This is a genomic window from Halobellus marinus, from assembly GCF_032113415.1.
Classification (GTDB): Archaea; Halobacteriota; Halobacteria; order Halobacteriales; family Haloferacaceae; genus Haloquadratum; species Haloquadratum marinus.
In genome coordinates, this window is the sequence record NZ_CP134946.1 from 1,899,885 (window position 1) to 1,912,598 (window position 12,714).

Genomic DNA, 12,714 nt, shown 5'->3' on the forward strand with positions numbered 1-12,714 from the left:
TTCCGCTGTCGTGCGCACCGTCCGCCAGACTGTCTTGTACATAGTTCACAATACTACTGCCGGGTACAACTGCCGCCACCGACGGGCGCAATATATACTGCCGGAGCGAGGAGTACGGCATATGACGGCGGAGTTGACCGAGAAGACGAACCGCTACGAGGGAATGCTCGCCGACGCGCTGGGAGCCGCAGAGATCGCTGTTCCGGAGGCAACGCCCCTGGGCGAGACTGCCGCGGAGATCCGGGAGATGGCGCAGTCGTATCTCGAAGACGGGCGGCACTTCCGGGAGGACGACGATCCGGTGAACGCGTTGGCAGCGTTCTCCTACGGGTACGGCTGGTTGGATGCGGGCGTCCGGATGGGGCTGTTTTCGGTGCCCGAGGCCACCGACCTGTTCACGGTCGAGTAGGCGTCCCGGACTTTTAAACGATCAAAATAGGGAGTGACGTGCACGTTCCAGAGCGTGCAGTCAGCACCACGGCGAGAACGGCTAGTGCTCTTTGCGGCTGATGCGGATCCGATACGTGCCCCGCTGGCGGAGTAGACGCCGGACGTACCGCTCAACCCGGGTAGGCACCGCCTGGGGACCGGACGCGCCGGGAAGGTAGAATTTTGATTCAGTGTCTCTTGCTTGATCGCCCGCGTGGTTTCTCTGTGCCATACATCAATGAACGGCGGGAGACTGCATGGCTGTGTGGCTTAATCGTATAATCCATTTATACTCACTCGGATATGCGCTGTATATTTCCCAAACCGGTCGAGATCTCTCTCCACGTGTGGATTTCAACAGCGCTTGCGTTTCACCACACCGAGCGACCGTTTTCCGTCCGCTATTCGAACCGGTAGGTCGGTCCGTCGTCGCTGTCCTGTACCTCGACGCCGAGTTCGACGAGGTCGTCGCGCAGTTCGTCGGCGCGCTCGTAGTTGCCCGCCTCGCGTTCGGCCTCGCGGACCTCCAAGACGAGCTCGACCAGTTCCTCGGCGAGCGTGACCGTCCCCTCACCCGCGGCCTCGTCGCCGAACGAGAGGCCGAAGACCTCGCCGCCGAGGTCCTCGAACGTTTCGATCGATTCTCTGAGCGCCCAGAAGTCGTAGGCGTCGGCGTCGTCGACGTGGCGATTGACCGCCGTCGCGAGTTCTAAAAGCGCGGCCATCGCCTCGCGGACGTTGAAGTCGTCGTTCATCGCCGCCCGGAACGACTCCCGGGTTTCCGCGATGGTGTCGCGGAACGCCTCGTCTTCGACCTTCGCGTAAGCGTCGGTGCTGTCGCAGGCGTCGACCGCGGTCTCGTAGGCGCGTTCGAGTCGCTCCCACCGCTCTTCGGCCTCGCGCATCTCCGCTTCGCCGAACGTCTGCTCGCTACGATAGGCGGTCGAGAGGTAGAACGTCCGAACCACGTCGACGCCGTACTCCGAGAGGGCCTCGTCGACGGTGAGGAAGTTGCCGAGGCTCGAAGACATCTTGTCGCCCGCCGTCTGTAGCAGGCCCACGTGGAGCCAGTAGCGGGCGAACTGCTCGCCGGTCGCCGCCTCGCTCTGGGCGATCTCGTTTTCGTGATGCGGGAAGACCAGATCTCTCCCGCCGACGTGGATATCGATCGTATCGTCCAGATGCGTCATCGACATCGCCGAACACTCGACGTGCCACCCCGGCCGGCCCTCGCTCCACGGCGACTCCCAGGTCAGGCCTTCCGGTTCCTCGATCGGATCGAGGTCGGCGTCGCGATGCTCCGCGATGTCGCCGGGATCGACCGCGCCGGCCTTCCACAGCGCGAAGTCCGCGGGGTGGCGTTTTTCCGAGCGCTCCGCCGCCGCGCCCTGCGTTTCGATCTCGTCGAGGCGCTGGTTCGAGAGTTTCCCGTAGTCGTCGAAGGCGGTGACGTCGAAGTAGACCGAGCCGTTCGACTCGTAGGCGTAGCCCCGGTCGACGAGCGTCTCCACGAGGTCGACGATCTCGGGGACGTGCTCCGAGACGCGCGGATACACTTCGGCGCGCTTGAGGTTCAGCCCGCGCATATCGCGGATCACGTGCGACGAGAAGTGCTCGGCGACCTCGGATTCGCTCTCGCCCGCTTCGCCGATCCGTGCGACGATCTTCTCGTTGACGTCGGTGAAGTTCTCGACGTGCCGGACGTCGTAGCCCTCGTGAGCCAGCCAGCGGTGCATCACGTCGGCGTGCGCCCACAGGCGAGCGTGCCCGAGGTGTGCGTCGTCCGAGACCGTCAGCCCACAGACGTAGAGCAGAACGTCCTCGTCGTTCCGCGGTTCGAACTCCTCGCGTTCGCCCGTCAGGGTGTTGGTCACGGACAGCGTCATCACCCTCCCATTCTCCGGACGCGTTTTTCAACCCGTCGGAACGGACGGTCACGGACGCCTCTCTGCGGTGGCCGGAGGGGACGTCGGCGCGGGCGCACCGACCGCTACTGTTTACTCGGCTCCGGAATAATATATGTTTATGAGCGCTCGACGCGGGAAAGGGACGGTCGCGATTGTCGGCGGCGCAGGTGCGGTCGGGTCGTCCGCGGCCTTCGCCCTGATGGACAGCGGACTCGTCGGCGAGATCGTGCTCGTCGACATCGACGACGGGCGGGCCGAAGGGGAGGCGATGGATCTGGCACACGGTGCGTACTTCACCTCGCCGGTGACGGTTCGTACCGGCGGATACGAGGACTGCTGGGACGCCGACGTCGTGATCGTCACTGCGGGCGCGAGCCAGGCACCCGACGAGACGCGGCTCGATCTGGTAGAACGCAACGCGGATATCTTCGCGGAGATGGTCCCGGAGATCACTGCAGGGCTCCGCGACGATGCCGTGTTGCTCGTCGTCACGAACCCGGTCGACGTCCTCTCGTACGTCGCCTGGCAGGTGTCGGACCTGCCGGCCGAGCGGGTGATCGGCTCCGGAACCGTGCTGGATACGGCTCGCTTTCGGCACGCGTTGAGCCGGGAGTTCGACCTCGATCCGGCGAACGTCCACGCGTACGTGATCGGGGAACACGGCGACAGCGAGGTCCTCGTTTGGGATTCGGTGAATCTAGGTGGCATTCCGCTTGAATCCTACTGCGCCCAGCGCGGGATCGAAGATACCGACCTGCTCGAAACGCGAATCTCCGCTGAGGTCCGCGACGCCGCCTACGAGATCATCGAGCGCAAGGGACGGACGAACTACGGCGTCGCGCGCTCGGTGACGGCTACCGTCGAGCGTATCCTCGGCGACGGCGACTCGATCCTCACGGTCTCGACGCTGCTCGACGGGCAGTACGGGATCGACGACGTCTATCTGAGCCTCCCCTGTACCGTCAACCGGGCCGGCGTCCGCGATGTCCTGGAGTTCGATCTCTCCGACGGAGAGCAGAGGGCACTCGAAGACTCCGCGGCCGTCGTTCGCGAATCGATCGACCGACTGAACGTCGACTGACCCGCGTTTATTGGGTCGGTACCGCCGACAGCGCCGATTCGACGAGTCGCAGCGCGTTCGCGCCGTCGTTGCGGGGGACGACCACGACCAGGTCGCCGTCCGCGACGCCGGCGGCGTCGACGATGACGTTCTCGGCAGCAAGTCGGTCGACGACGGCAGACAGCGCCCGCGCGTCGACTGCCCCCTCGACGACGATGGCCGTGAGGCTCCCGTCGGCGGTCACGATCGACGAGTCGACGACCGAAAGCAGCGCCGCGGCGTCAGGGTCGCTCGGGCCGTTCCCACCGTCGACGTCGACGCCAGCGAGGCCGACCCCGCTCCGCATCCGAACGGTGACCTCACGCGATTGTGTCCCCGCAGCCGGTAGATCCTCGGCGAACCGGCGCAGTGCCGTCGCGATCGATTCGGTCTCGCCCTCGACGTCGAGCGACTCGGCGGCGGCCGCGTAGTTGACCACGCCCGCCCGGAGCGCGCGAAGCAACCACGGACGGGCCCGAACCGCGGCCCGCGTTTCGGCGGCAAGTGACATACAGGTGTCCTCGTTCGAGGTGCGCAAAAGTTCCGGGGGTGTCGGAGCCGAGTTCGCTCCCGCCCGCCCCTGCCGGCCCCACTGGCTGAATTTCACCTTCCGAAAACCCCAAGAAACGTTTTCGGAACCCGAAGTCCCTAAGGGCGTTCCGGACACAGATCGGGTATGCAAGCGCTGGTTATCGTGGCACACGGGTCGCATCTCAACCCCGATTCGTCGGCACCGACACACCGCCACGCGGACACCATCCGCGCGACGGGCGCGTTCGACGAGGTGAAGACGGGCTTCTGGAAGGAGGAACCGTCGCTACGCGAAGTGCTCCGGACTGTCGAGTCCGAGGAGGTCTACGTCGTCCCGCTTTTCATCAGTGAAGGATACTTCACCGAAGAGGTGATCCCGCGGGAGCTCCGCCTGTCGGGCTGGGACGTAGCCGAGTGGGACTCCGACGGTCTGAGCGCCGACACCGCGACGCTCACCGCCGAGGACACCGGCCAGACAGTCCACTACTGCGGCCCGGTCGGCACGCACGAGGCGATGACCGACGTGCTGGTTCGCCGTGCGGAGACCGTGACCGGCGACCCCGACGTCGGCGAGGGCTTCGGCTTCGCGGTCGTCGGCCACGGCACCGAACGCAACGAGAACTCCGCGAAGGCGATCGAGTACCACGCCGACCGCGTCCGCGAACTCGACCGCTTCGAGGAGGTCCAGGCGCTCTATATGGACGAAGAGCCAGAGGTCGACGACGTGACCGATTACTTCGAGTCCGAAGACGTCGTCGTCGTCCCGCTTTTCGTCGCGGACGGGTTCCACACCCAGGAGGACATCCCGGAGGATATGGGCCTGACCGACGACTACCGGACGGGCTACGACGTCCCCGCGGAGGTCGACGGCCATCGCATCTGGTACGCCGGCGCGGTCGGCACCGAGGGGCTGATGGCCGACGTGGTGCTCGAACGCGCCGCCGACGCCGGCGCCGACATCGAGTCGGCGATCGCGACCGTCCGCGAGGAGACCCGCGAGACGGACGTCGACGGAGAGACGCCGGCGGCGGGTGACTGACGTGCGGGACACCCAACTCGATGCCCTCCTCGATCGCGCGGCGGACTCGGGAGTCGACTTCGACGGCCTGCACATCACGGCGGATTCCGCCGGATACACCCTCGAGATCGACGAGTCCGACGTTCGTCGCGAGAACCTCACCGAAGCCGACGTCCGTGCGACAGCGCACGAGGACGACGTCGCGCCGTATATCACCAACTGGTACTACTGGGAGGAAGTCGTCGGCCACTCGGGGCGTCATCGTCGGGCGTTCCTCCGCCACGCCGAGGTGGCCGAGGAGCATTCGGTTCCCGAGCGGTACGAGGCGCTCCGATCGGGACTACAGACGGAATGGGGCGACGTCCTCGTCACCGCAACGCTCGCAGCCGACGGGCACCGTCGCTACGAGGTCCGCCACGCGGACGACGACGGGGTCGACACGGCGGAACTGGACGTCTACGAGGACCCACTCGCCGCGCGGGAGATCGCGACTTACGACGAGACGGGTCGGTACCGGCCCCTGAAGACTGCCCCGTCGCTCGTCTCCGGGTGGGTCTTCCCGGACCTCGACGGCCGCGACGCCGTCGAGACGCTGGACGTCCTCTATCCTGCCTCCGTCGCCAACTGGAACCTCGAACGCGAGGGCGAACTCGACGTCACCCACTGGCGTGAGACCGCTGAGCGACAGACCGGCATCTATGACGTCGTCGAAGACCTTCCGCCCGCGGCCGTCGACTGGATGGCGGAGGCCTGCTGTGTGGACTCCCAGTGTCTCAAGCGGCGCGAGTGGGAGTACGACGCGGACCACGAACTCGACGCCGACGGCGGGGACGGAGCCTTCCCCTGCCGCGAACCGTGTTCGCTCGTCGTCGCGGCCGCGCGGAAGTGGACCAAACTCGAAGAGGAGGAGACACAGACCTACGAGTTCGAGCTAACGCCCTCCGAAAAGGAGCAGATCGAGGCCATCATCGACGCCGTCGCCGACGACCGCACCGACGAGATCCGCGAGGCCGACGTCTACGAGGGTGCTAACCGGTACCGGGCCAGATACCTCAGAGCCAAGCGGTTCGACGACGAGGGGAACCTGTCGGGGACGGCGACGCACCCAGAGGACGGTGAAGACGGGCACACCGAACACGGCGACGAGCACTGACCCCGGGAGTGAGACCCCGACCTCGGACGCCCTCCTACCGCTCTTCGAGCAATTGCTCGGCGTGTGCCTTCGACTGGGCGCGTTCCCACCGCACCTGTTCGGCCTCGCCGTAGGCCAGTTCCTCGCGGAGGGCATCCGGAAGAAATCCCGCAGTGGCCTCGATCACGTTGCCGTCCCCGTCGCCGAACTCGATGAGTCCGTAGGCGTCGGGTGCCGAGCCGACCGTTCCGCGACTCAGCGGCCGCCAGCACTTTCTGAGCGCCATCAGTCGGCCTCGCCGTCACCCTCGTCTGCGTCTTCGGTATCCTGCACGAACTCGTACGATTTTTCGCTCCAGTCGTCCTCGACGAAGACGAACACGCGGCCCCGCGCCACCTCGGGATCGGCTTCGATCTCTGTGCGCATCCCGCCGGGGCGGCGCACGGTGACGCCCGGGAACAGCTCTTCTTCCTCGCCGTCGTCGAGGATCACCCGGCCGACACCGGTCGATTCGAGGATGTCGTCGTGGGTCTTCAGGTCGTTGACGTACAGCATCACGCCCTCGGTCTCGGTCGGATCCGTAACGAGAACGTGCGTTTCCTTCTTCGGCGGCGTCGTGAGCGTGTCGGTCACGGGCTCGGGGACGCCCCGGTACAGCGTCGTCCGCCCGTCGGTGTACTCTACCTCGACGCCGTGGTCGAGGAGTTCGACGCCGACGGTGCTCGGCGGGACGTCGTTGCGCGCGCTCATACATTCGTCTTCGAGCGTCCGATTCAAAAGGACCGCGATGGCGTCGCTGGCGCGGCGGCGCAAAAGAGCCGTTCGCGAACGCAGCGGTTTTCACGCCGGCCAGTGACCCAGCGACTGTGAGCGATCAGGACCGCGACGCCCCGGAGACGGACATCTCTGCGGGGGAATCCGAGACGGACGCCCCCGCGGTAGAATCCGAGACGGACGTCCCCGCGACAGAGTCCGAAACGGACGTCCCCGCGGCAGAGTCCGAAACGGCAACCGCTGCGGCAGAATCCGAGACGGATACCACCGCAGCACAATCCGAAACGGACGCGAGCCCCTCAGCCGAGCGACTGACGTACGAGGACGTCGCCGTGGGCGACCGCTACGTCGCTGACGGGACAGTGACGTTCACCCGCGAGGAGATCGTCGACTTTGCCGCGGAGTACGACCCGCAACCGTTCCATATCGGCGACGACGTCGACGACGCCGCGCCGTTCGACGGCCTCGTCGCAAGCGGCCTGCACAGCTTCTGTGTCTGCAGTCGGCTCGCGACCGAGGCGTTCTTCGGTCGGATCGCGTTCCTGGGTGGCCGTGGCGTCGACGAACTCAGGTGGTACCGCCCCATCCGGCCGGGTGACTCGCTGTCCGCCGCGGTCGAAATCGTCGACAAGCGCGTCTCCGAGTCGGATCCGCGCCGCGGCCACATCGACGTCGACGTGATGGGGCAGGACCCGGACGGCGAGACGGTCGTCCGCTGGCGCGTGCTGGGGATGATCCGGCGCGACAACTCGGCGTAGCCGCCTGCCGTTCTGCGTCCGCGGCACCACCCGCCACCTCCCACGCGAGGCCGACCCGCAACCGCTACACCTTTTACCACGCTCGATAGCGTTCGTGTATGCACGGTCGTGCAGTCGCACTGGGGGCCGGAACGGTGCTGAACGCCCTCTCGACGGGCGTCGGGTCGGCGTTCGCCATCGACGTCGAGACGACCGCGACCGTCGATCTCGACGACTCCGGGACGGTAACGGGACGGATCGCCGAGGACGACGACACCGACACCCGACTGATCGAGCGCTGCGTCGAACTCGCGATCGAGACCTACGGCGACGGCGACGTCTCGGGCGGTACGGTCCGAACCGAAAGCGACGTTCCGATGGCCGCCGGCCTGAAAAGCTCCAGCGCAGCGGCGAACGCGACGGTTCTGGCGACCGCCGACGCGCTGGGGGCGGATCCGGAACCGCTTGCAGCCTGTCGCCTCGGCGTTCGCGCCGCACGCGACGTCGGTGTCACCGTCACGGGCGCGTTCGACGACGCCTCGGCGTCGATGCTCGGCGGCGTCACCGTCACCGACAACGCCGAGGACGAACTCCTCGCCCACGATACGGTGGAGTGGGACGTTCTCGTCTGGACGCCACCGGAGCGAGCGTACAGTGCCGACGCCGACGTCGACCGGTGTGGCAACGTCGCGCCGATGGCTGATCTGGTCGCGGACCTGGCGCTCGACGGCCGCTACGCCGAGGCGATGACGGTCAACGGTCTGGCGTTCTCGGCGGCGCTCGGCTTCTCGGCTGATCCCGCAGTCGAGGCGATGCCGCACGTCGCGGGCGTCTCGCTTTCGGGCACCGGACCGAGCGTCGTCGCCGTGGCGGAACCCGGAAGCGACGGGGTCGACCGCGTACAGGCACAGTGGAACGAACGGGACGGCCGGACTTGGCGGACGACCACGCGAACTGACGGAGCACGACTCGAATGACCCGAAACGAACACACGGACGGCGATCGCGAGGAGGAACCCTCGCTGGACGAACTGCGCGAAGAGATCGAAGACATCGACCGCGAGATCGTCGAACTGATCGCCCGCCGGACGTACGTGGCGGACTCGGTCGCACAGGTGAAAGCGGATCGTGGGCTCCCCACCACGGACGAAGGCCAAGAGGAGCGCGTAATGGAACGGGCCGGGCGGAACGCCGATCACTTCGATGTCGACTCGAACCTCGTGAAGGCCGTGTTCAGGTTGCTCATCGAGTTGAACAAAGTGGAGCAAAGAGAGAGTCGATAGCTCGAAATTCGACAATACAAGCCGTATAGAGTCCGTTTAGTCCACAAAGTATTCTTCCGATAGCTGCTCTTTCGATCCAGGCTCGGTGAGAAACACCATCTCCGGTTTCGGTGGCTCCGAAGGAGGTGGTAGGGACAAGAGGGCAATCGTTTTGCTCCCGCACTCACAATGTACACATATGAGTTCCGAATCAAAGAAGAAGCGCGTCCAGTTCCGTGCACCGAGGGGCCTGGTAGATCGGGCCGACGCGCTCGCTGCGGTGTTCGAGACGGATCGGACGGACATCCTCATCTCCGCGCTTCGGGACTACCTGCGGGACGCCGCGCACTCTGACGAGGTGAAACAGGAGATCGCGGAGGCCTTCTACGACGACGACATCACGTTCGAGGAACTGAAAGCCCTCGTCGGGCACGAGGAAGCCGCCAACTTCCGACTGCTGAAGGAGCAACTGACCGACGAATTCGTGGACGAGGTCGCGGAGGAGCTGGCCGACTCGTAGATGGTTCTGATAGTCGCCGACACGTCGGCTCTCGTAAGCCTCGGGACGGTGGCAGGCACATCACCGAATCCACTCGACCTCCTCCTCGATTCGCACACCGTGGTCGTCCCAGAGCAGGTCGTCGGCGAACTCACCGAGACGGCGTCCTACGACGACGCATCCGGTGAGGCGGCACAGGCGGTTCTCGACCGTCGCTCTGCGTTGGAGACTCGTTCCATCGAACCGGACGAAACGTTCCCGCTGGACGACGGCGAGAACGCGGCGGTCACGCTGGCGAACGAGATCGACGCCGTGCAATTGCTCTGTGACGAGTTCAATCGACTTGCGCTCATCCACGCCTCGCTGGCCGAGACCCGCCTCGTCACGACGCCCATCCTCCTCACCGCGCTGGTTCGCAACGACGCGATCTTGCCGGACGCTGCCGACGAGTTCTTGGCCGAGATGAGTGACGCTCGCAGTTGGTCGTCGAACTCCTACGTCGAGCGGGCGCGGTCCACGCTTCGACAGCAACGCGATAACGAGCAACCCGATCCGACGTGATCGACTTGTTAGACACGCGCTAGCCACGACTCTCCGTGGAGAAAGGTCAGATCATTTAAATACGCCACCGATACACGTCCTTTGTATCCTGAATTCTGTCGTATTGGACGTGCTGTTGGACACTATTCCAGAGAATCCATCATAGATTTCAGCTACCTGAACAAGGTCGAACAAAGAGAGGGCCGGTAGCTCAGTCGAGGCCGAGACTCAGCTGTAACGCCTCGTCGACTTCAGCCATCGTGGGTCCGTTGAGTGAACCGACGACCGAGTGAATCCGTTCAGGAACCGAGACGGTGCGAATCTGGTCGAGCCGGATTGACGAATCCTTTTTCAGCGGTGACCCGTCCGCCTCGACGAACACCTCGAACGGATACTCCCGGTAGGTTCCCGTGACGGGCGCGACGATGGTCGTGCTGGAGTTTCGGTTTCCGATATCGTTTTGAACGGCCACGGCCGGCCGCGTCTCCTTCATCTCGTGTCCTTCGGCGGGGTCGAGTCGAACGATAACCACGTCGCCCCGTCGCACGTCCGTCCCGTCACTCATCGAGGCGTTCCCACGCTTCGTCGGACGTTTCCCTCCACTCCTCGGCGAGTGCCTCCGCGCTCTCGGAGGCCTCCCGATAGGCGGTCGCCAGCTCGTCGTCGTCTGGCCGGTCGGACTCCACCTCGACGACGGCGACGGTTACGCGCTTGTTCGCGTACTCGGTGCCGAGGTAGATTCGACCCCGGTCGTCCGTCTCGTTCGTTTTGAGGTCTGTTGCGTCGACTTTCATCGGGGAACGGTACGGACCCGCTGCTGATATGTGTTACCCACTATTACCCACGGACTTCCCGTAGAAGTTACAGAATATATTATGGATTTCAGCTACCAGAACAAGGTCGAACAGAGACAGTCCACGGAGACCGAAAGAGAGCCCGGAGAAATAAGTTCTGACGGATAGGCGCTCCCGTCGGCTCTGAACGGATGTGCCTGGCAAAAAGCGAACTTTCGTGGGCAGTGACTTCGCTGAGCAGAGTGGCTTCCGACGGCACGATCGCCACGTCCAGATAACGGCTACTGAACGGTCCGCCGCCCTGTGTGGAGGCCACACCGCCCAGCTTCGACGTCTTCTCGGTCGCCACAATGTCTCTGTCGGTCACAAAACGAGACGCATTCACGCCCTCGAAGCACGACCGAGGCGACAACGACAGCCAACTGATGGCTATCGAGACTCCGAGTACTGGGACGATCAGGAACAGTACTTCAGCGAGTGCGATGTCGACGGGTGCGGGAAAGACCGAACAGATCGAAACTCAAATCGCAATATCACCCATCTCAGTACGAGCCTCAGAAGCGAGAACCGACCCGAAAGAGTCGCTGTAGAACCGAAACGTTGATTCACGCCCTATCAGAGCCAACGAGAGATAGTCACGTCATCCATCGTGTGCTGTGATGAAGTCCTCGATAACACGGTTTACAGCCCGTCTGATCGTCTCGCTCGCACTGGATGGATCTACATCGAGCGTGTCGGCCATCTCGGCGAGGGTCGATTCCCGCGGCACGTCGAAGAACCCGTGATTGTGAGCAATAGCGAGGTATTCGCGTGGCCGGCCGGTCAGCAGCGGGTCTCGATCATCGGTGTGGACCAGCGAGAGCAACTCGTACTGTCTCCCAGTTTCGTCGAGTCCTGAGCCGAACGCCTCGAACTGTGGCTGTGTGGCAGTCAGGGCAAACTCCATCTCGCCGGCTTCGACGGTAATCGGAAATTCCGGGGGGAAGCGAGGATGCCCACAGGAACTCATACAGGCTCTTTTCGTCGGCCTCGTACTGCCCGATCGCTCGCGTATCGTCGAGGTACAGTTCATCGTAGCCCGTGATGTCGGGATGGCCTCGGATGGCCTCGGAGACGGCTTTCGGGTCTGCGGCACGGACTTCACCGAGTTCGAGCGCACGGTCGCCTTTCGGCACGCCGGTGTGGAGTCGAAGTGTCGCATCCGGGAACGACGTCGATACCTCGTACGGCCAGATTTCCTCCGAGAGGGCCATTCGGAACCGGGCACGGATCATCATTCTGCTGGACGACAGAGAACCAAAGCAGGACGCCTGTCTTTCACGTGTGAGGACTGCTGTGTATTAAAGTGTCAACTGCGATACTGCCGTACCGGTCAGTTCCAGCGCGGCCTTCTGACAGAAAGCGCTACTCATACTGATACTGCCGGACATAAGTCTGTGAAGAATTTCGCCGCCCGAGGCGGCGAATATCTTGAAACAGCTGTGTCCGACAGTATGAGTGATCGGTATCAGTCAGGATGGTGGTACCACAGCGCCGCGGCGTACAGGGCGCCGACGACGACTGAGGCGATGAGTGCGAGCACGATTCCGAACGCGAGGTACCCGAACACCGGATCGGTGTACGGAACCATCACGTCGCGGGGAGGTTCGATCGCCCACGGGCTGATGTGGAAGTACGCGAGCATTCCGGCGCTGAACGCGAAGAACCCGGACCAGTATTTCGCTTCCACGCGTCGGGTCAGCGTGAGATACAGGCTGATCCCGAGGAGCGGGTAGATCGCGAGGCTGAACGTGAACGCGTTCACGTGTGGGGTGATCGGCCACCCGACGTGGTTGCCGCGGATGATATGGTCGACGTGGTGCGCCGCTCCCAGAACCGTCGGGATCACCGCGAACAGCAGGAAGGCCCGCGTGAGATTCGTGTTCTCCGTCGGCAGTTCGACCGGAAGCTTTCGTTTGATTTCCATACGTGTAGGTTACCACACTCACCAGTC

17 protein-coding genes are annotated in these 12,714 nt (G+C 64.3%); 9 read left to right on the forward strand and 8 right to left on the reverse strand.

Annotation, left to right across the window (positions count from 1 at the left end):
* Positions 1-121: 121 nt before the first annotated feature.
* Entirely contained in the window at positions 122-409 is a 288-nt protein-coding gene (locus RJT37_RS09650) for a DUF357 domain-containing protein (RefSeq protein WP_313683933.1), read from the forward strand.
* Between the two features lie 421 nt (positions 410-830).
* Here the strand turns inward: RJT37_RS09650 and cysS are convergent, their stop codons facing one another.
* Complete coding sequence (gene cysS, locus RJT37_RS09655; RefSeq protein WP_313683935.1) at positions 831-2,315, reverse strand: cysteine--tRNA ligase; 1,485 nt, start codon at positions 2,313-2,315, stop codon at positions 831-833.
* A 139-nt stretch (positions 2,316-2,454) separates the two neighbouring features.
* On the opposite strand from cysS, the gene RJT37_RS09660 reads away from it, so the two are divergent.
* On the forward strand, positions 2,455-3,417 hold the full coding sequence (locus tag RJT37_RS09660; RefSeq protein ID WP_313683937.1) for an L-lactate dehydrogenase: 963 nt from the start codon (positions 2,455-2,457) through the stop codon (positions 3,415-3,417).
* Positions 3,418-3,424: 7 nt separating this feature from the next.
* Here RJT37_RS09660 and RJT37_RS09665 read toward each other — a convergent pair whose 3' ends face one another.
* Positions 3,425-3,946, reverse strand: a complete 522-nt coding sequence (locus tag RJT37_RS09665; protein WP_313683939.1) for a DUF7523 family protein — start codon at positions 3,944-3,946, stop codon at positions 3,425-3,427.
* A gap of 165 nt (positions 3,947-4,111) precedes the next feature.
* Here RJT37_RS09665 and RJT37_RS09670 point away from each other — a divergent pair, with 165 nt between their 5' ends.
* Together RJT37_RS09670 and RJT37_RS09675 are read left to right on the forward strand one after the other, a co-directional pair.
* Entirely contained in the window at positions 4,112-5,005 is an 894-nt protein-coding gene (locus RJT37_RS09670) for a CbiX/SirB N-terminal domain-containing protein (RefSeq protein WP_313683940.1), read from the forward strand.
* Positions 4,998-6,137, forward strand: coding sequence for a DR2241 family protein (locus RJT37_RS09675; RefSeq protein ID WP_313683942.1), 1,140 nt, complete (start codon positions 4,998-5,000; stop codon positions 6,135-6,137). The genes RJT37_RS09670 and RJT37_RS09675 overlap by 8 nt, the downstream gene beginning before the upstream one ends.
* Before the next feature lie 34 nt (positions 6,138-6,171).
* Here the strand turns inward: RJT37_RS09675 and RJT37_RS09680 are convergent, their stop codons facing one another.
* On the reverse strand, positions 6,172-6,402 hold the full coding sequence (locus RJT37_RS09680; protein ID WP_313683943.1) for a DUF7508 domain-containing protein: 231 nt from the start codon (positions 6,400-6,402) through the stop codon (positions 6,172-6,174).
* Positions 6,402-6,866 carry a DUF5796 family protein gene (locus RJT37_RS09685; protein WP_313683944.1) on the reverse strand — a complete coding sequence of 155 codons (465 nt, stop codon included), beginning with the start codon at positions 6,864-6,866 and terminating at the stop codon, positions 6,402-6,404. Before RJT37_RS09685 ends, RJT37_RS09680 begins: the two co-directional genes overlap by 1 nt.
* A 116-nt stretch (positions 6,867-6,982) precedes the next feature.
* Here RJT37_RS09685 and RJT37_RS09690 point away from each other — a divergent pair, with 116 nt between their 5' ends.
* The 5 genes from RJT37_RS09690 to RJT37_RS09710 all read left to right on the forward strand — a co-directional run bounded on the left by RJT37_RS09690 (position 6,983) and on the right by RJT37_RS09710 (position 9,948).
* Complete coding sequence (locus RJT37_RS09690) at positions 6,983-7,648, forward strand: MaoC/PaaZ C-terminal domain-containing protein (protein ID WP_313683945.1); 666 nt, start codon at positions 6,983-6,985, stop codon at positions 7,646-7,648.
* A gap of 98 nt (positions 7,649-7,746) precedes the next feature.
* A complete protein-coding gene (locus RJT37_RS09695; RefSeq protein ID WP_313683947.1) occupies positions 7,747-8,604 on the forward strand; it encodes a shikimate kinase in 858 nt (285 codons plus the stop codon).
* Complete coding sequence (locus tag RJT37_RS09700) at positions 8,601-8,909, forward strand: chorismate mutase (RefSeq protein WP_313683949.1); 309 nt, start codon at positions 8,601-8,603, stop codon at positions 8,907-8,909. The genes RJT37_RS09695 and RJT37_RS09700 overlap by 4 nt, the downstream gene beginning before the upstream one ends.
* 178 nt (positions 8,910-9,087) lie before the next feature.
* Positions 9,088-9,408, forward strand: a complete 321-nt coding sequence (locus RJT37_RS09705; RefSeq protein ID WP_313683950.1) for a hypothetical protein — start codon at positions 9,088-9,090, stop codon at positions 9,406-9,408.
* Positions 9,409-9,948: a PIN domain-containing protein gene (locus tag RJT37_RS09710; RefSeq protein WP_313683951.1), complete on the forward strand. Its 540-nt coding sequence runs from the start codon at positions 9,409-9,411 to the stop codon at positions 9,946-9,948.
* A gap of 190 nt (positions 9,949-10,138) precedes the next feature.
* Here RJT37_RS09710 and RJT37_RS09715 read toward each other — a convergent pair whose 3' ends face one another.
* From RJT37_RS09715 to RJT37_RS09730, 4 genes are all read right to left on the reverse strand, one after another.
* The gene (locus RJT37_RS09715) at positions 10,139-10,492 is read right to left on the reverse strand and encodes a type II toxin-antitoxin system PemK/MazF family toxin (RefSeq protein WP_313683953.1); all 354 of its coding nucleotides are present in this window, start codon (positions 10,490-10,492) and stop codon (positions 10,139-10,141) included.
* Positions 10,485-10,721: a hypothetical protein gene (locus tag RJT37_RS09720; protein WP_313683955.1), complete on the reverse strand. Its 237-nt coding sequence runs from the start codon at positions 10,719-10,721 to the stop codon at positions 10,485-10,487. The genes RJT37_RS09715 and RJT37_RS09720 overlap by 8 nt, the downstream gene beginning before the upstream one ends.
* Before the next feature lie 640 nt (positions 10,722-11,361).
* Positions 11,362-11,730 carry a helix-turn-helix domain-containing protein gene (locus RJT37_RS09725; RefSeq protein WP_313683957.1) on the reverse strand — a complete coding sequence of 123 codons (369 nt, stop codon included), beginning with the start codon at positions 11,728-11,730 and terminating at the stop codon, positions 11,362-11,364.
* 498 nt (positions 11,731-12,228) lie between these two features.
* Entirely contained in the window at positions 12,229-12,687 is a 459-nt protein-coding gene (locus RJT37_RS09730; RefSeq protein ID WP_313683959.1) for a hypothetical protein, read from the reverse strand.
* Positions 12,688-12,714: the final 27 nt, after the last annotated feature.

Excerpts from the sequence above, each read along its gene's own strand:
- RJT37_RS09660 (WP_313683937.1), top strand. The coding sequence starts at position 2,455 with ATGAGCGCTCGACGCGGGAAAGGGACGGTCGCGATTGTCGGCGGCGCA.
- cysS (WP_313683935.1), bottom strand. The coding sequence starts at position 2,315 with ATGACGCTGTCCGTGACCAACACCCTGACGGGCGAACGCGAGGAGTTC.
- RJT37_RS09685 (WP_313683944.1), bottom strand. The coding sequence starts at position 6,866 with ATGAGCGCGCGCAACGACGTCCCGCCGAGCACCGTCGGCGTCGAACTC.
- RJT37_RS09720 (WP_313683955.1), bottom strand. The coding sequence starts at position 10,721 with ATGAAAGTCGACGCAACAGACCTCAAAACGAACGAGACGGACGACCGG.
- RJT37_RS09725 (WP_313683957.1), bottom strand. The coding sequence starts at position 11,730 with ATGAGTTCCTGTGGGCATCCTCGCTTCCCCCCGGAATTTCCGATTACC.
- RJT37_RS09700 (WP_313683949.1), top strand. The coding sequence starts at position 8,601 with ATGACCCGAAACGAACACACGGACGGCGATCGCGAGGAGGAACCCTCG.
- RJT37_RS09695 (WP_313683947.1), top strand. The coding sequence starts at position 7,747 with ATGCACGGTCGTGCAGTCGCACTGGGGGCCGGAACGGTGCTGAACGCC.
- RJT37_RS09715 (WP_313683953.1), bottom strand. The coding sequence starts at position 10,492 with ATGAGTGACGGGACGGACGTGCGACGGGGCGACGTGGTTATCGTTCGA.
- RJT37_RS09665 (WP_313683939.1), bottom strand. The coding sequence starts at position 3,946 with ATGTCACTTGCCGCCGAAACGCGGGCCGCGGTTCGGGCCCGTCCGTGG.
- RJT37_RS09670 (WP_313683940.1), top strand. The coding sequence starts at position 4,112 with ATGCAAGCGCTGGTTATCGTGGCACACGGGTCGCATCTCAACCCCGAT.
- RJT37_RS09730 (WP_313683959.1), bottom strand. The coding sequence starts at position 12,687 with ATGGAAATCAAACGAAAGCTTCCGGTCGAACTGCCGACGGAGAACACG.
- RJT37_RS09680 (WP_313683943.1), bottom strand. The coding sequence starts at position 6,402 with ATGGCGCTCAGAAAGTGCTGGCGGCCGCTGAGTCGCGGAACGGTCGGC.
- RJT37_RS09650 (WP_313683933.1), top strand. The coding sequence starts at position 122 with ATGACGGCGGAGTTGACCGAGAAGACGAACCGCTACGAGGGAATGCTC.
- RJT37_RS09705 (WP_313683950.1), top strand. The coding sequence starts at position 9,088 with ATGAGTTCCGAATCAAAGAAGAAGCGCGTCCAGTTCCGTGCACCGAGG.
- RJT37_RS09710 (WP_313683951.1), top strand. The coding sequence starts at position 9,409 with ATGGTTCTGATAGTCGCCGACACGTCGGCTCTCGTAAGCCTCGGGACG.